15 protein-coding genes are annotated in these 15841 nt (G+C 71.1%); 8 read left to right on the forward strand and 7 right to left on the reverse strand.

Annotated features, from left to right (window positions below):
* The first annotated feature begins 38 nt into the window (after positions 1-38).
* The 3 genes from OG737_RS05015 (at position 39) to OG737_RS05025 (ending at position 2652) form a co-directional block, all read left to right on the forward strand.
* On the forward strand, positions 39-971 hold the full coding sequence (locus OG737_RS05015) for a GNAT family N-acetyltransferase (protein WP_405921227.1): 933 nt from the start codon (positions 39-41) through the stop codon (positions 969-971).
* Positions 972-976: 5 nt separating this feature from the next.
* On the forward strand, positions 977-1459 hold the full coding sequence (locus tag OG737_RS05020; RefSeq protein ID WP_328924916.1) for a DUF402 domain-containing protein: 483 nt from the start codon (positions 977-979) through the stop codon (positions 1457-1459).
* A gap of 212 nt (positions 1460-1671) precedes the next feature.
* Positions 1672-2652 carry a hypothetical protein gene (locus OG737_RS05025; RefSeq protein ID WP_328924917.1) on the forward strand — a complete coding sequence of 327 codons (981 nt, stop codon included), beginning with the start codon at positions 1672-1674 and terminating at the stop codon, positions 2650-2652.
* Positions 2653-3032: 380 nt separating this feature from the next.
* Here OG737_RS05025 and OG737_RS05030 read toward each other — a convergent pair whose 3' ends face one another.
* The 3 genes from OG737_RS05030 to OG737_RS05040 form a co-directional block, all read right to left on the reverse strand.
* The gene (locus OG737_RS05030; RefSeq protein WP_405680164.1) at positions 3033-3281 is read right to left on the reverse strand and encodes a hypothetical protein; all 249 of its coding nucleotides are present in this window, start codon (positions 3279-3281) and stop codon (positions 3033-3035) included.
* Entirely contained in the window at positions 3278-3817 is a 540-nt protein-coding gene (locus OG737_RS05035) for a hypothetical protein (RefSeq protein WP_328924918.1), read from the reverse strand. The genes OG737_RS05030 and OG737_RS05035 overlap by 4 nt, the downstream gene beginning before the upstream one ends.
* Before the next feature lie 97 nt (positions 3818-3914).
* The gene (locus tag OG737_RS05040; RefSeq protein ID WP_405921228.1) at positions 3915-4619 is read right to left on the reverse strand and encodes an arginase family protein; all 705 of its coding nucleotides are present in this window, start codon (positions 4617-4619) and stop codon (positions 3915-3917) included.
* 255 nt (positions 4620-4874) lie between these two features.
* Between OG737_RS05040 and OG737_RS05045 the strand changes: the two genes are divergently transcribed.
* Positions 4875-5249, forward strand: coding sequence for a hypothetical protein (locus tag OG737_RS05045; RefSeq protein WP_405921229.1), 375 nt, complete (start codon positions 4875-4877; stop codon positions 5247-5249).
* 201 nt (positions 5250-5450) lie between these two features.
* Here the strand turns inward: OG737_RS05045 and OG737_RS05050 are convergent, their stop codons facing one another.
* Complete coding sequence (locus OG737_RS05050; protein ID WP_328924921.1) at positions 5451-5762, reverse strand: hypothetical protein; 312 nt, start codon at positions 5760-5762, stop codon at positions 5451-5453.
* A 720-nt stretch (positions 5763-6482) separates the two neighbouring features.
* Between OG737_RS05050 and OG737_RS05055 the strand changes: the two genes are divergently transcribed.
* From OG737_RS05055 to OG737_RS05065, 3 genes are all read left to right on the forward strand, one after another.
* Complete coding sequence (locus OG737_RS05055; protein ID WP_405921230.1) at positions 6483-6668, forward strand: UTRA domain-containing protein; 186 nt, start codon at positions 6483-6485, stop codon at positions 6666-6668.
* Positions 6668-7372, forward strand: coding sequence for a histone deacetylase (locus tag OG737_RS05060; protein ID WP_405921231.1), 705 nt, complete (start codon positions 6668-6670; stop codon positions 7370-7372). The genes OG737_RS05055 and OG737_RS05060 overlap by 1 nt, the downstream gene beginning before the upstream one ends.
* Positions 7373-7818: 446 nt before the next feature.
* Positions 7819-8874 (forward strand): lytic polysaccharide monooxygenase, encoded by a 1056-nt coding sequence (locus tag OG737_RS05065; RefSeq protein WP_405921232.1) that lies wholly within the window; start codon positions 7819-7821, stop codon positions 8872-8874.
* A gap of 68 nt (positions 8875-8942) precedes the next feature.
* Here the strand turns inward: OG737_RS05065 and OG737_RS05070 are convergent, their stop codons facing one another.
* The 3 genes from OG737_RS05070 to OG737_RS05080 form a co-directional block, all read right to left on the reverse strand.
* Positions 8943-9803, reverse strand: coding sequence for an alpha/beta fold hydrolase (locus OG737_RS05070; protein ID WP_328924925.1), 861 nt, complete (start codon positions 9801-9803; stop codon positions 8943-8945).
* A 169-nt stretch (positions 9804-9972) separates the two neighbouring features.
* Entirely contained in the window at positions 9973-10980 is a 1008-nt protein-coding gene (locus OG737_RS05075; RefSeq protein WP_328924926.1) for a hypothetical protein, read from the reverse strand.
* Positions 10977-14498, reverse strand: a complete 3522-nt coding sequence (locus OG737_RS05080; RefSeq protein WP_328924927.1) for a DNA polymerase III subunit alpha — start codon at positions 14496-14498, stop codon at positions 10977-10979. Before OG737_RS05080 ends, OG737_RS05075 begins: the two co-directional genes overlap by 4 nt.
* Before the next feature lie 238 nt (positions 14499-14736).
* Between OG737_RS05080 and OG737_RS05085 the strand changes: the two genes are divergently transcribed.
* Entirely contained in the window at positions 14737-15819 is a 1083-nt protein-coding gene (locus tag OG737_RS05085) for a DUF3533 domain-containing protein (protein WP_328924928.1), read from the forward strand.
* Positions 15820-15841 lie beyond the last annotated feature (22 nt).

The raw sequence follows: 15841 nt of genomic DNA on the forward strand, positions 1-15841 counted from the left end.
GAGGCGCCGGACCAAAGTCCGCCCGTAGCGTCGGCCGCATGACCGTCCTCATCCGCGATCTCCGCCCGGACGACTCCCCGGACGCGGAGTCCGTCGTACGGGTACGCCGCTCGGCCCTGCCCTTCATGATCACCACGGCCGAGGGCGTGGCCTTCGAGCTCTCCTCCGCCCACCCCGCCGCGCACCACCGCCTCCTCGTCGCCCAGAGCGACGAGGGACTCGTCATCGGCACCGCCCAGGTCGGCATCGCCTACGACAGCCCCGAGCCGGGCCGGTCGTACGTCAACGCGTACGTCGACCCCGCCCACCGCGGCCTCGGCGCCGGCCGCCTGCTGCTCGCCGCGGCGGAGGAGCACCTCGCGGCCCACGGCGCCGTGGACGCCTACGCCTGGGTCCTCGACGAGCCCGCCCACCGCGCCTTCGCCGAACGGCGCGGCTACCGCCGCGGCCGCTCCGCCCACTTCCTGCGCCTGGACCTGGCGGCGGCCACGCTGCCCCCGCTCCCGCAGACCCTCCCGGCCGGGGTCGAACTGCGCCCCGCCTCCGCCTTCGCCGCCGATCCGCGTCCGCTCTTCGAGGCCGACGCGGAGACGACCTCCGACGAGCCGGGCGACGTGGGCACCGAGTTGGACGACTACGAGGACTGGCTCGCGCAGACCTGGAACAGCCCGTCCCTCGACAAGGAGCTGACCGCCGTCGTCCTGGTCGACGGCGAGGTGGCCGCGTTCAGCGCCGCCCAGACCGACGGCGCCACCCGCTACGGCTCGGCGATGACCGGCACCCGGCGCGCCTTCCGCGGCCGGGGCCTGGCCAAGCTCGCCAAGACGGCGTCCCTGCACCGGGCCCGCGCATGCGGGTACACGGAGGCGTTCACCGGCAACGACGCGGAGAACGGCCCGATGCTCGCCATCAACACGTGGTTCGGATACGAGATCTGCGCGACCGAGACGCGCTACACGAAGGGGCTGTAGACCGAGTGACCGAGCAACTGACCGTCATCCTGACCAAGGCGGGCCGCGTCAAGATCCGCTACCCGGCGGCGCGGGTCGCCGACGACGGCGACCGCATCTCGGTGCGTGCCCCGTGGGCGGCCGAGGGCGTACGGGACTTCGGGTTCGTCCGCTTCGAGCCGGGCGACGTCTTCGTCGAGCACTTCTGGCGGACCCGCTGGTACGCGGTCAAGGAGGTGTGGACCGGCGACGGGGTCCTCAAGGGCTGGTACTGCGACGTCACCCGCCCGGCCTTGGTGCGCGGCGGGGAGATCCACGTGGAGGACCTGGACCTGGACCTGTGGGTCTCGGCGGACGGGTCCTCGGTGCTGCGCCTGGACGAGGACGAGTTCGCGCAGAGCGGTCTCACCACGAGCGACCCCGAGGCGGCCGCCCAGGCCGTACGGGCCCTCGACGCCCTGGACGACCAGGCCCGGACCCCGGATGGCCTGCCCGCGCTCCTCGCCTGACCGCGGACCGGCCGAGCCCGGCGACCCCTGTCTGTGGGCCACACCGGTCATCGTCCCGGGCCGTTCGGGGGACGTGCGGCCCGCTCCGGGACTCCCTCGCGCCCGAGGGGGGATCGGTTGTTCCGGCGTCGGCGCTCAGGTCGCCCGCGCCGGAAGCGGCAGCGGGGAACGCCGTCGGGCGTTCTGCGCTGCACGGAGACAGGAGAAGACTGATGCTCGAGCAAGCACGCCGGTGGGCGACGACGGCGACGGTGGCGGCAGCGGCGGGGGCGGTCAGCCTGGTCGGGGCCGTCCCGGCCGCGGCCGGCGGCACGGACATCGGCGACGGCCATCCCACCGTGGTGAACTGCTTCCACAACTCGCTGGCCCTGCAACCCGCCATCGACGGGGCCGCTCCGGGCGAGACGCTGCTGGTGAAGGGGACCTGCGTGGGCCCCTTCACCTTCTCCGTCGACAAGAACCTGACCGTGACCGGTGAGAAGCACGCGGCCCTCAACGGCAACCGGGCCGGCTCGACCGTCACGGTCGAGGCCGGCGTCCGGCTGCAGTTGTCCCACCTGACCGTCATCAACGGCACCGGTACCGCCACCGAACCCGATGCCGCCATTCCCGGTCCCCTCGGCGGCGGCATCCTCAACCGCGGCACGCTGACGGTGAAAGAGGCCACGGTGGCCGGCAACCACGCCAACAACGGCGGCGGCATCTTCAACGAAGCGGGCGCCACGCTGAACCTGATCCGCTCGGTGGTGCGCCACAACACCGCGGCGGACAGCGGCGGCGGCATCCGCAACCAGGGGACGCTGACGCTCTCCGGCTCCACGCTGAGCGACAACAGCGCCGACAACGGCGGCGGCCTCGCCAACTTCGGCTCGGCGACACTGTCCGGCTCCAAGGTGCGCGACAACTACGCCGACAACGGCGCCGGCATCCTCAACGCCAACGCGCTGACGCTGAACCACTCCACGGTGAGCCGCAACACGGCCTCCCTGCAGGGCGGCGGCATCCGCACCGACGGCGGCACCGTGAACCTGACCGATTCCGAGGTACGCCACAACACCGCGAACGGCGGCATCGGCAGCGGCGGCGGCATCTTCAACAACGGTTCCACGGTGACGCTGGACCGCTCCGCGGTGCGCGACAACCGCCCGGACAACTGCGCCCCGCTGGGCAGCGTCACCGGCTGCACGGGCTGACCTCCCCGCCCGCCTTTTCCTGAGCGGCTTCCCCCTGCCTCAGGTGGAGCGTAGGCAGGACCGGACTCCTGCACCTGTTCCGCTGCAGGTCAGGAACGGGGGTCCGGTCCTCACTTCGGCCGAGGGGAGCCAAGCGGGAAGCCACCGCAGGTGAGCTCAGTCTCCCAGGCATGAAGAAGACTCGCCCACGAGCTGGAGACCTGCGGGTTCATACACCTTTGCCCTGACGAACGGGCCTGGCGCGCGCATGGACACTACGGGCGGGACTTCCCCCGAGGTGATACAGGGTCAGGGAGCGCCCCATCCTTGACGAGATAATGACGAGGCTTCACGCCATCCCGAGGCCGTCCACCAACTCCGGTCTCCTTCCCCCTCCACGCCTACCGCTCGCGCTCTTCGCCGTCTACCCGCGCTTGGTCATAGACCTGGAGAGATTCGACAAGCCGCCGAATCTCATCCTCTGACATCCCGGAAGCCTCGATGTGAATATTTCCACTCTCACCCCTGATGGAAATCGAAACATTTCGGGGCTCATGGTTGCGCGACCTACGCATCACAATCAGGACCGACATAAATGCGGCCGCGAGCGTTACTCCACTCAACACCAATGCCAGGGTTTCAAGAATCACTGTTGCCTCAACTCTGCACGAATAATACTCAAGCCACTAGCAGTGAAGCTGACGAGAAACATGGTGGTTGACCAGGTCGAAATGAATCCCTTGTCAATTGCTGTCTTTTCGTCGGCCAAAGCGGTGATGTAGCCGAACCAGAGCGTTGTGAAGATTGCCAAAGCAGTATTGAGGCAAGCAAGAGCCGTAGTGAGCCATTCGCTACTCGCCCCCTTGGCCCAGAGATCCCCAGCTGCGGCGGCAGCCATGGCCGTAGTGATGATCAGTAGTTCACCGTCCCCGGCCAGGTCCGCGTATGCAACCTGCTCGCCCTTGGTGCTCTTGAAGAAGAAAGCTGCCACCAGCGGGAGAACCGAAAGAATAACCGAGAACGAGAACCAGAGCATGGTTCTGATTACGGCTTTCTCCCACGCAGGAGCCCCTCCGGGTTGGGATGCGGTGGTGGTGATCCGCACGGCCTCGCCCACATTCCCAGAATTTGGCGAAACGGGTTCCTGAGGTGCCGCAGCGGTAGAGTTGGATTCTACTTCTGCCATTTTCGTCCAAGGCTATGAGTGTTGGCGGTTCTGGCGTGGAGCTTGACAGTGCGACCATAGCCGCCAAGCGCTTCCCACGACCCGGGAACTCGGAACATCACCCGGCACGGACCAACAAGCCTTCGGACGCGCTCAGAGGGGAGCCGCCAGGAGCCAGGTCCGGATGCACCTGGCGGTCGTCGAGATGCCGGGGCGGTTGGCCAGACACAGTGCGTTGGCCGTGCCGGCGGATCAGGTCCGCGCGGAAGCCCGTGGCGCGGCGCAGGCGGGCAGCGTGCTCGTCCTCGATCACCCGGCGAATCGGTGTGGTGTGCGTGACCAGGTGACCGAACATGTCGTCGTGGCAGTCCGGATGTGCGTCGAAGTGGACCACTCCGACCTTGCCGGGCCCGTACACATCGGCCACGGCCGCGGCATCCGGCCACAGGATCGAGTGGTCCGCGGCGTCTCCGTAGTCGACCACCGTCAACTCGCCGAACGGCCGGATGCGGGTGCTGGGGTTGACCAGCCCCTGCGGAACGTTGGGCAGGATCCGTTCGTCGCCCCGAAGCGCACGTGGCCCGTAGGCCGCCCCCCGGTGCCCCAGGCCCATGTCCACCGGCGCTCCGAGGACCGCCACGTCGACGTCGCCGCCGCGCAGGTCGTCCTGGTTGAGGCACAGCGGCACCCCGAAGAACGTGGCGATGCCGGCATAGGCGGGGACGAAGGCGTACCGCTGCAGGTTGATCGGCCCGGGTTCGCGCTCGGGGTCGTGCGAGCGGTCGAGTTCCATCTTCCAGGCATCCAGAGGTACCCCTGCCACGGTCCGGTCCCTTCCGCGCCCTGCGTTGCCGGTCAGAGGACTGGCTCATGGACAGAGCCTCTGGTCCCGCATGCGCATACATCCAGGTGCGCGCCAACGAGGCCCCATGCCCGTTTTGCGCCCGTCCGGGCGGCGCCCAGGCCAAGCGGACCGTCGAGGCATACCGGCAGTCCGAACAGGGGCAGCTGCCCGCAGGCCCGGGAGCCGACTCCCTGACGGCCGCGTTCCGCGCCGTCGAAAGCGGGCTCGCCGAGCATGAACCAGGGCCCGGCGAGGGTAGTCACCGACCGGCGGATCGAACTGCTGTTGAAGATGAAGGCATCGGTGTTGCATCTGTCCTCGGCGAACTACTGCTGGTTCGAGGACCCGGCGAAGGCCTTGTGTCTCAAGCTCGTCGGCACCCGGTCCGCGGCAGCTCCGCTGACCGGGCTGTGTGACAGCTCCCGCTGCCCGCAGGCCACCCACCACCTCGTTCACCGCTCCGTCTGGCAGACCTCGGCTGACGACGGCGCCGTCCTGCTGGCCAGCCCTCGCGGCCCGGCCCAGGAGAAGGACCGTCTGCGGGCCGAGCACGAGCGGTCGATCCGGGTTCGCGAAGAGATCGACACGGCAGCCGGAAAGGCCGGATGACATGGCACTGAGCCATCAGCAGCGCGACCAGATCGAACGGCGTGTCCGCGCGGCCGTCGACCGGCTGCTCAGACAGCGTGCCCCACACACCCGCCGTATTACCCGAACCACAAAAAGAACATCACGGCCGAGAAGGCGCGCAGCGTCGCCCCGTCAGAACTGGTTCGCGCCCCGACCGGTCGGAGTCTGCCGCCTCTCCCGTTAGCAGGCCAGCAGGGTCAGCAGGGTTCCATTCCATGTGGCAGGTTCGTCTGCATAAAAGGTCGGGTTACTGGAACCATAGATCCTCAGCCCCCCGAGTTTGCCGTATTCCAAGAAACCAGAACGATCAGTGCACACGTTTCTGATCGTCGCGCCGGGATTGATCAGCTCGGGTGCATCTGGGAAGCCGAGCTGTTGACTGAGGATCGCAGTTTTCGCCGCACCGTTCCGGATGTCGAAGCAGACCGGGAACCCCGGAGCATCCCCCGGGCCGTTCCCCGCTGCGCTTCCGACGGTGATGGTGTTGCTCACGTTACCAACGGTGTGCCCCGTGCCCTCGAGGTAGATGTTCCCGTTTCCACCCTGGACATTCCCCACAGTCCCGTGGCCACCATTGAAGGTATGGCCGGTGGACTTCGGCGCGGGCGGCGGGGTCGGCGTAGCAGACGCCGGCCCACTAACCAAAGCACCGACCAAACACACACCCGGAATTGCTACAGCCAGCTTGACGAAAGGCTTCACCAGCACTCCTCGCAGCGCTCCGACAGGGCAAGCCATACAGGACCGCCCTCGTTCAATCCAGAACGTCTCACGGTCACCTCTGCAACACCGGACGAACACTCCCACGCTCACTCCTCCAGCCCCTGGAGTTCCCGCCTCTGACGGGCAGGTTTGAGCTTGTCCCGCTTTGACGGACGGACACCGATGCCGGGGCAGCCCGTGAATCCGAAGCCCGTCGAAGGCGGATCATTTTGCATTGTTCAGAGAGAACTATCCGCTTGCCTGTTCTCCGAGAGTCGGAGAGTTGCAGAAAAGGGCGATCCGATAGTTCGGTATGCGTCTACGCATCGACCCCCAGGTGGCCCTGACGGTCGTTCGGGAGCGTGTCCGGTTTGTGGATCACGAGCCCTACGCCCCGGCCGACAGCTACTTCCCGGAAGAGCTGGTGCGTGGCACTCCACTCATGAAGCCGGAGGATGTCTCGGCGCCGGGTGGGGTGCTGGCAGCCAGTGGCCTCTTCCGGTGCGATACGTGGACGAGATCACTGTTCGCATGCCCACTGGTGTTGAGTCGGAGAGGCTGGACCTGCCGGCGGGGACCCCCTTCGCTGTTCATACGAGGACGGGCCACGACAAGGACGATCGCCCGCTGCGTGTCATGGTGACAACGCTGCCGGGTGACCGCCACGTGATCCGCTACGACCTATCGGCGGACTGATGACCACTCATGCTCACAGTGAAGGCGCCTCGCGCACGATGAACGCGGTACACACGGTAGAAGCGGCTCGTATCGACGGAGCTGAGCCTGAGCTGATCTGGTACACGTCCTACGGCTCGAACATGCACCTGGACCGCTTGGCCTCCTACATCGCCGGCGGCGCCCCTCCCGGCGCCGCTCGCCGCTATCCCGGATGCCGCGATCGCCGTCCGCCGGTGCGCTCGGTCCCGGTTGAGCTCCAAGGCCGCCTGTACTTCGCCACGGAGTCTCCGGTGTGGACCGGCGGCAGGGGCTTCTACGACCCGGCGGCTTCAGGCCGAACGCGAGCGCGCGCCCACCTGGTGACAGCACAACAGTTCTCTGACATCGCTGCTCAGGAGATGTATCGAGAGCCCGGGAGCGATTTCGACCTCGCGGAGGTGCTGCGTTCAGGGCGGGACGAGTTGGGGCCCGGCCGGTACGAGACGCTGATCTGCTCCGGCGTGTTGGAACGCATCCCTGTGCTGACCTTCACCGCTCCCTGGGGCGTACGTGAAGTGGAGTGGGTGAAGCCTTCCGCTGCTTACGTGAAGTACCTGGCGGCAGGCATGTCGGAGTCCGGGGCATGGGACGAGCGATCCATCGCCGACTACCTCGCGGAGTGTCCCGGCGCGGCCGGTCACTGGAGTGCGGACCAGATCGTGGTTCTCCTAGCGTCCACCTGACCGCGCGAGCCGCGGTCGGGCGGTCAGGTGTTGTGGGCACCCGCCTGTCAGTGCCACTGGCCGTGCGCAAACTTTCCCAGCGTTCAGCACGGGGCGTCTGTGTGCCGCCAGAGGGTGGCCGATGGCCACCGAAGACGACCATTGATGGCCGCTCCGGCGCTGGATAGTGCCGGGCTGGAGGATGACCCACCTGGTGGGGCACCAGGATCCCTCGGGGCGAAGGGCTCGGCAGCCCGTTTCCTGAGCGGCTTCTTACCCCTGCCTTAACTGGAGCGTAAGGATCACTTCCAGGGGCCCGAACCCGGCGGAACCCGTGGTTCGGGGGGCTAGCTTGGCCGGGCCAGGACAGGAAGGGCCGGATGTGGCGCCGCCGGGGGGCGGCGCCACGGGGCCCGATTCCGATTCCGCTGGCGCGCCCCTGCCTTGTGCCCGAAGGAGACCCACCCATGTCCGCACGCCGCATCGCCACCCGTATCGCCGCAGTCGGCCTCGCCCCGCTCGCGGTGGCCGCGTACGCCGCCGCTCCCGCGGCCGCCCACGGCTCGATGACGGACCCGGTCAGCCGGGTGGCGGCCTGCTACGCGGAGGGCCCGGAGTCCCCGCGCTCCGCCGCGTGCAAGGCGGCGGTCGCGGCGAGCGGGACGCAGGCGTTCTACGACTGGAACGCGGTGAACATCGCCAACGCCGCCGGGAAGAGCAAGTCGCTGATCCCGGACGGCCAGCTGTGCTCGGCGGGCAACACCAAGTACAAGGGACTGGACCTGGCGCGCGCCGACTGGCCGGCGAGCCCGATGACGGCGGGCGCGCACACCTTCCACTACAAGGGGACCGCGCCCCACAAGGGTTCCTTCGAGCTGTACGTGACGAAGGACGGGTACGACCCGGCGAAGCCGCTGAAGTGGTCCGACCTGGAGCCCGCGCCGTTCGCGAAGGCGACCGATCCCGGTATGCAGAACGGCGACTACGTGTTCTCCGGCACCGTTCCCCACAAGTCCGGCCGCCACCTGATCTACAGCATCTGGCAGCGCTCGGACAGCCCGGAGGCCTTCTACACCTGCTCGGACGTGGTCTTCGGCAAGGACAGCGGCGGCGGTTCGGACTCCAAGCCGAGCACCGCACCCAGCACCGCGCCGAGCACCGCGCCGACCGCCGCCACCCGCACCGGCACCGGCACCGGCACCGGCACCGGCACCGGGCCCGGCTCGAAGCCCGGTACGGGTACCGCCCCCTCGGCCCCGACGGACCAGCAGATCGCGGCAGGTGCGGACAAGTCCACGGTGGAGCACGGCGGCCACGGCGACAACGACCCGAAGACGAACGGGCAGGCCGCGGCCACCCCGGTGGCGTCGCAGTCCGCGCAGAGCGGCAACCTCGCCGAGACCGGCGGCAACGGCGCCACCCCGACGATCGCGATCGCGGGCGCCGCCACCCTGGCCCTGGGCGCGGCCGTGCTGTTCGCAGTGGCCCGCCGCCGCGCGGCCGGGGGAGCCTCCCGCCGGTAGCCGGGAGGCTCCCCCACGGCCGCCGGTCCGGGCCGCGGACCACGGACCTCGGGCCGCCTGTGCGCCGGTCAGTCGAAGACCGACGCGCAGGTGGTCCGTTCGGCGTGTGCCGGGTCGAGGGCGTTCAGCGCCTCGTGCCAGGCGATGCGGTCCGTGAGACCGATGGCGACGTGCTCCGAGAGGTCCAGGACGCACAGGTCCTGGAGTACGACGTTCTTCACGTTCGGCCCGTCCAGGAACGCGCTCCGGTACGGCGTGACCACCTCGTCGTACTTGGTCGCGATCACCGTGTACGTCACCCCGGGCACGGTGTCCCCGCCCTCGTTCAGCTTGGTCTGGAAGGCGGATCCCGCGATCTGGTCGGCGAGGCCCGGGGTCGCGCTGCTGATCAGGTCCTCGGCCCCGGGGAAGTACGGGAGCAGTTGGGTGAGGCCGAGCAGGGTGGTGCCGTGGTTGTCGGGGGCGAGCCCGACGAGCGCGTTGACCTTGGGGGCGCCGCCGAGGTACTTCAGGTAGTAGCGCGGCATCATGCCGCCCTGCGAGTGCCCGATGATGTCGGTCTTGGCGGAGCCGGTCGCGGCGAGCACCTTGTCGACGAAGACGGCGAGCTGGCCGGCGGACTTGTCGATGGGTCCGAGCCCGTTGAAGAAGGGCACGCCGGGCAGTTGCCCGTAGTCGAGCGAGTAGACGCAGTACCCGCGGTGCACGAGGTACGGCGCGAGGCCGAGCCAGTTGTCGACGGAGTTGCCGAAGGTGCCGTGCACGAGCACGACGGGGCGCGGATGCGCGGCGGACGGCTTGCAGGACCAGTTGTTCCAGCCGCTGCTGGGGGCGGACGCGGCCTGCGCGGTGCCGGTGGGGGCGACGAGCGCGGCGGCGGTGAGGGCGAGGACGGCCAGCGGGCGGAGCAGGCGTCTCCAGGGCAGCATCGTGTGATCTCCTTGCGGATCGACTCAAGGGGATGGAGCGTGGGGGTTCGTCCCGTGATCCGGATCACAAGGGGGAGCTGCTGACGCTAAATTACGGGTGAGTAGCAACACTGGGAAGTTACGCGTCGGTAAAAACTCGCGTGTCGGGCGATCCTCTGGTGGTACGCGGTCACGCCGCGAGCGTGCCGCGGGCGATGGCCTGCGGTCCGAAGCGGGCGCGGACGCGGTCCGTGACGGCTTCCAGGCGGCGGGCCTTCTCGTCCTCGGGGTCCAGACTGAGCTGCCGCGTGGCCCGTTCGGCCGGGGTCAGGTCCTCGGCCCGCAGGGACAGCGCCCGGACCCGGGCCCGCTGCAGGCCCAGCCCGGCGTACAGGGCGTAGGCCGTGGCGGTCAAGGCGGCGGAGTGCGCGGTGGGTTCGGCCAGGGTGCGGGTCCGCGTGAGCGTGGTGCGGTCGGCGCAGCGGACGGTGAGCGAGAGGGTGCGGCAGACCTGCCCCGGGCCCTGTCCTTGTGTACGAAGGGTACGGAGCTTCGCGCCCAGCTCTTCCGTCAGCGAGAGCAGGGCCCGCCGGTGCCGTACGGGATCCAGCTCGTCCCGTTCGAAGGCCCGCTCGGCGGCGACGGCGCGGGCGGCCGCGCCCGGCCGGACGGGGGTCCGGTCGATCCCGAGGGCGCGCTCCTGCACCTCGCGGCCGAGCCGGGCGCCGAGGATCCGCCGCAGGGCGGCGGGCGGGGCGGCGGCGACCCTGCCGACGGAGTCGAGGCCGTAGGAGCACAGGGTGCGGGCGGCCTTGGGGCCGACGCCGTCGAGGGCGGTGACCGGCTTGCCGGCCAGGAACCCGGCCGCGGCGGCGGGCTCGTCGGGGATCACCAGGGTCGCCCCGGGCCGGGCCTCGCGGGCCGCCGCCCGGGCCAGCATGGGGTTGCCGGCCACGCCGACGGAGGCGTCCACGCCGTACAGGGCGAGGGCCCGGACCCGGATCACGGAGGCCAGCCCGGCGGCGTCGCAGCCGAAGTACCGCAGCGCGGCCCGGACATCGGCGAGGGCCGCGTCGGGCGGCAGGGCCTGCACGGCCGGGGTGATCCCGCCGAGCAGCGCGAGCACCCCGGCGTACGCGTCCGCCCCGAGCGGACCGCCGTCGGCGGGGTGCAGCCGCAGGCACATCACGGTACTCATCCCGCGCTCCCCGGGCTGGAGTGCCACAGCTTGCGTCCGGTCGCGGGGCCGGAGCCCGGCGGCTGGAGGTCGGCCCAGGGGTTCATCTCGTACCCCGTGGACAGCCGGATGCGGCGGCCCGGGCCGGCGGGCCCGGGCGTGGCGGGCAGCTGCTCCGCGAGCCGGGCCGCGACCGCGTCCAGCCCGCCGGCCGCCCGCAGTTCCACCAGCTCGGCCAGGTTCCAGGCCGCCGCCCCGACCACGCTCAGGCTCTGCGGGCCCCGCCGCTGCACGACGCCCCGCACCAGCAGCAGGAAGGAGTGGAAGACGGTGTGTGCGCAGGCCTCGTGGCTGTCGTCGAAGAAGGCCAGGTCGACCAGGCCCGTCCCGTCGTCCAGCGTGGTGAAGATGACCCGCTTCCCGGACCGGATCGGCGGGGTCTGGGTGGCCGCCTTGGCCCCCGCGACCAGGACCGTCTGCCCGTGCCCGGCATCCCGCAGCCGCCGTGCCGGGATCACCCCGAGCTCGGCCAGGAAGGCGTGGTGGTCCGCCATCAGGTGCCGCGAGGCGTCCATGCCGAGGACGCCCAGCTCCGCGCTGAGCCGCTCCGCGTCGGTCAGGTCGGGCAGCCCGACGGAGGCCGTGGACCGGCCGCCCTCCAAGGGGAGTTGAGGACCACGTACGCCGGCCGCCCGCTGCGCCCCGTGCAGTTCGGTCAAGTGCAGCAGCAGGTCGCGCCGGTTGGCGCCGAAAGCGTCCAACGCCCCGACCTGCGCGAGGCGTTCGGCCACCGGGCGGCCCGGGTGCGCCCGGTCCCAGAAGTCGCGCAGGGAGGCGTACGGCCGTCCGGCCTCGATCCGGCCCGCCTCGGCCTCGCTGATGCCGTGGACGTCGGACAGCCCGAGCCGCAATCCCCACACCCGAGGCGCATCGGACACCAGTTCGATACGATGGGCGGCCGCCGACCGGTTCACGTCCAGCGGCAGCACGGGCACGCCCCGCCGCCGTGCGTCCGCCAGCAGCAGCCGCTTCGGGTACATGCCCGGATCGTGGGTGAGCAGCCCGGCGTAGAAGGCCGCCGGGTGGTGCGCCTTCAGCCACGCGGACTGGTAGGTGGGCACCGCGAAGGCCACCGCGTGCGCCTTGCAGAATCCGTAGCTGCCGAAGGCCTCCACGATCTCCCAGGCCCGGCCGACCACTTCCACCGGATAGCCGCGCTCGCCCGCCTTCGCCGCGAACCAGACCTTGATCCGCCCCTGCGACTGCGGGTCGGACAGCCCGCGCCGCACCCGGTCCGCCTCGTCCCGCCCGCAGCCGGTCATGATGTTCACGATCTCGATGATCTGCTCGTGGAAGACCACCACCCCGTACGTCTCGCGCAGCGCGTCCGCCAGGTCCGGGTGCGGGAAGCGCACCGGCGCCCGCCCGTGCCGGGCCTCGATGAAGGGCCGCACCATGTCGGCCGCCACCGGCCCCGGCCGGAAGAGGGAGATGTCGACCACCAGGTCGTGGAAGGTCGACGGCTGGAGCCGTCCCACCAGGTCCCGCTGACCGGGGGACTCGATCTGGAAGCAGCCCAGCGTCTCGGCCGAGCGGATCAGCTCGTACGTGGCCCGGTCGCCCGGCGGTACCTGCGCCGGGTCGTCCAGGTCCAGCTCCTCCCCCGTGCCGCGCCGGATCTCCGCGACGGCGTGCGCCATCGCGGACTGCATCCGTACGCCCAGCACGTCGAGTTTGAGCAGCCCGAGGTCCTCCACGTCGTCCTTGTCGAACTGGGACATGGGGAAGCCCTCGCCGCTGGTGGGCACCACGGGGGTACGGGCGAGCAGGGAGGCGTCGGAGAGCAGCACCCCGCACGGGTGCATGGCGATCCCGCGCGGCAGCGCGTCGAGCGATTCGACGAGCTCCCACAGCCGCCCGTACGACTCCCCGCGCACGTCGCGCAGTTCGGGGAGCTCCTCCAGCGCGGCGCGGGCGTCGCGGGCCCGGATGTGCGGGAAGGCCTTGGCGAGCCGGTCGACGGCGGCCGGGTCCATGGACAGGGCGGCGCCGACGTCGCGGATGGCGTGCCGGACCCGGTAGGTCTCAGGCATGGAGACGGTGGCGACGCGCTCGGTGCCGAACCGCTCCATGATCCGCCGGTAGACCTCCAGCCGGCGGGCGGACTCCACGTCGATGTCGATGTCGGGCAGGACGCGCCGGCGCTTGGACAGGAAGCGCTCCATCAGCAGGCCGTGCTCGACGGGGTCGGCGTGCGCGATGCCCAGCAGGTGGTTGACGAGGGAGCCGGCGCCGGAGCCGCGGGCGGCCACACGGATGCCCATCACCCGTACGTCGTCGACCACTTGGGCGACCGTCAGGAAGTACGAGGCGAAGCCGTGGTAGGCGATGATGTCGAGCTCGTGGTGCATCCGCTCCCAGTACGCGGGGTCGTCCGCGTATCCGCGCAGCACCATGCCGGCCGAGGCGCGGGAGGCGAGGACCCGCTGGGCGCTGCGGTGGGCCGCGCCGACGAGGCGGGCCTCGGGGAAGTGCACGGATCCCATCCCGAGGTCGTCCTCGGGGTCCACGGAGCAGGCCTCGGCGGTGTGCCGGGTCTCCGCGAGGAGGCGCCGCGCGTCGGCGGGGCGCAGGCCGGCGGCCCGGGCGATGCGGTCGGCGGCCTCGGCCATGGCGCCGGGGTCCTTGAGCCAGCGTTCGCCGCTGTCGAGGGAGGCGCGGGGGTCGATGGGGACCAGGCGGCGGGCCGCGTCGAGGATGTCGGCGACCGGGCCCTGGCCGGGGTCGGCGTAGCGGACGGCGTTGGTCAGCACGGCCGGGACGCCCTGCTCGGCGGCGAAGCCGACGGTACGGGCGGCCAGCCGGAGCGATCCGGGTCCGGTGCCGGTGCGGCCGTGGTGGACGGCTTCCAGGCGCAGGGAGTCGCCGAAGACCTCCCGCCAGGGCGCGAGCAGCCGGGCGGCCCGGTCGGGGCGGCCCGCGGCGAGCGCCCGCCCCGTCTCGGAGCCGGGCCCGAGCAGGACGAAGACGCCCTCGCCGCGCAGGGCGCTCCAGGGCAGCACCGGCTGCCGTCCCGCGTCCCCGGCCCCGACCCCCGCGTGGGCGGCAGTGACCATCCGGCACAGCTCGGCCCATCCGGTGGCCCCGTCGCGGGCGAGGAACACCGCGCGCGGAGCCGATTCGTCGATGAAGGCCCCGCCCTTGACGGGGTTGCGCCGCCGGTACGAGGCCTCGGCGGAACCGGCCGGCCCAGTCGTTCCCGACCCGGCCGGGCCCCCCGACCCGGCCGAGCCCGCGGCGGGCGGTCCGGCGGGCGACGCGGCAGGCGACACGGCCAGGTCCACACCGAACAGGGGCCGGATGCCGGCCTTCGCGGACGCCTTGGCGAACCGGACCGCGCCCGCCAGGGTGTCGCGGTCGGTCAGGGCGAGGGCGTCCATGCCCCGCTCGGCGGCACGCTCCGCCAGTCGTTCCGGGTGCGAGCCTCCGTAGCGCATGGAGAACCCCGAAACGGTGTGCAGATGCGTAAAACCGGGCACCCGCGGCCTCCTGCTTCGCTCGATGAACCTCCCCCCGTCATCCACCATAGAGCAATTCGAATATCCGTGCGAAACACTTGTTCGATCATCCTGGGCGCCGGTGCGGAACCTCCGTGCGGGACGTGCGGGGCGCCAGTGCGGGGCGTCGGTGCAGGGCATCGTGCGGGGCATCCGTCCAGGTCATCCATTCGGCCCGCCCCTGCTGCGTGCCGCCCCCGGTACGCCGAGCGTGTGAGACATGACCCAGCCCACCCAGAACACCGACGCAGGCCGGTCCGGCGGCTTCCTCGCCGAGATCAAGGACGCCGTGACCATCCGGGCGGCGTTGCTGGTCCTGGGGGTGCTGGCGCTCCAGCTCGCCTTCATCACCTCGTACATCGGCGCGTTCCACCACCCGAAGCCCAGCGAGATCCCGATCGCCGTGACCGCCCCCCTCGCCCAGGTCGCCGAACGGTCCGCGCAGCAGCTCGCCGACCTGCCCGGCAAGCCGCTCGACCCCCGTACGGCCAAGGACGAGGCCGCCGCGGTCGGCCTGATCGAGAACCGGGACGTGGACGGCGCGCTGATCATCGACCCGGCCGGCCGGACCGACAGGCTGCTGGTCGCCTCCGGCGCCGGAGCCGCTCTCTCGCAGGCCCTCGAGGGGGTGGTCGGCGCGGTCGAGCGGGCCCAGGGCCGGACGGTCCAGGTCATCGACGTGGCCCCGGCCTACAAGGGCGACAGCCGCGGCCTGAGCTCCTTCTACCTGGTCATCGGCTGGTGCGTGGGCGGCTACCTGTGCGCCGCGATCCTCGCGATCAGCGCGGGCGCCCGGCCCGCGAACCCCACCCGCGCCGTCATCCGGCTCGGCGCGCTGCTCGTGTACGCGATCGCCGCCGGACTGCTCGGCGCGGTCATCGCCGGCCCGGTCCTGGACGCACTGCCCGGCTCCCTGATGGGCCTGTGGGGGCTGGGGACCCTGGTCGTCTTCGCGGTCGGCTCGATCACGCTGGCCCTCCAGGGGCTGGCGGGCGTGGTCGGCATCGGTCTGGCGATCCTGCTGGTCGTGGTGCTCGGCAACCCGAGCGCCGGCGGCGCCTACCCGTACCCGCTACTGCCGCCGTTCTGGAGCACCATCGGCCCGGCCCTGCCCCCGGGCGCCGGTACGTACGCCGCGCGCTCCATCACGTACTTCAAGGGCAACGACCTGGCCGGGCCGATGCTGGTGCTGGCCGGCTGGGCGGTGCTCGGCTCCGCGGTCACGCTGGCCTGCGCGGCGTTCCGCAGGGGCCGGCCGGGGGCGGCCGTGGGCAGCGGGCTGCCGGACGACGCCACGGGCTGAGCCCCGGGTGGCGCTGGGCCGG

This window comes from Streptomyces sp. NBC_00122, assembly GCF_045160845.1.
Lineage (GTDB): Bacteria > Actinomycetota > Actinomycetes > Streptomycetales > Streptomycetaceae > Streptomyces.

Excerpts from the sequence above, each read along its gene's own strand:
- OG737_RS05015 (WP_405921227.1), top strand. The coding sequence starts at position 39 with ATGACCGTCCTCATCCGCGATCTCCGCCCGGACGACTCCCCGGACGCG.
- OG737_RS05025 (WP_328924917.1), top strand. The coding sequence starts at position 1,672 with ATGCTCGAGCAAGCACGCCGGTGGGCGACGACGGCGACGGTGGCGGCA.
- OG737_RS05035 (WP_328924918.1), bottom strand. The coding sequence starts at position 3,817 with ATGGCAGAAGTAGAATCCAACTCTACCGCTGCGGCACCTCAGGAACCC.
- OG737_RS05045 (WP_405921229.1), top strand. The coding sequence starts at position 4,875 with ATGAACCAGGGCCCGGCGAGGGTAGTCACCGACCGGCGGATCGAACTG.
- OG737_RS05060 (WP_405921231.1), top strand. The coding sequence starts at position 6,668 with ATGACCACTCATGCTCACAGTGAAGGCGCCTCGCGCACGATGAACGCG.
- OG737_RS05065 (WP_405921232.1), top strand. The coding sequence starts at position 7,819 with ATGTCCGCACGCCGCATCGCCACCCGTATCGCCGCAGTCGGCCTCGCC.
- OG737_RS05070 (WP_328924925.1), bottom strand. The coding sequence starts at position 9,803 with ATGCTGCCCTGGAGACGCCTGCTCCGCCCGCTGGCCGTCCTCGCCCTC.
- OG737_RS05075 (WP_328924926.1), bottom strand. The coding sequence starts at position 10,980 with ATGAGTACCGTGATGTGCCTGCGGCTGCACCCCGCCGACGGCGGTCCG.
- OG737_RS05085 (WP_328924928.1), top strand. The coding sequence starts at position 14,737 with ATGACCCAGCCCACCCAGAACACCGACGCAGGCCGGTCCGGCGGCTTC.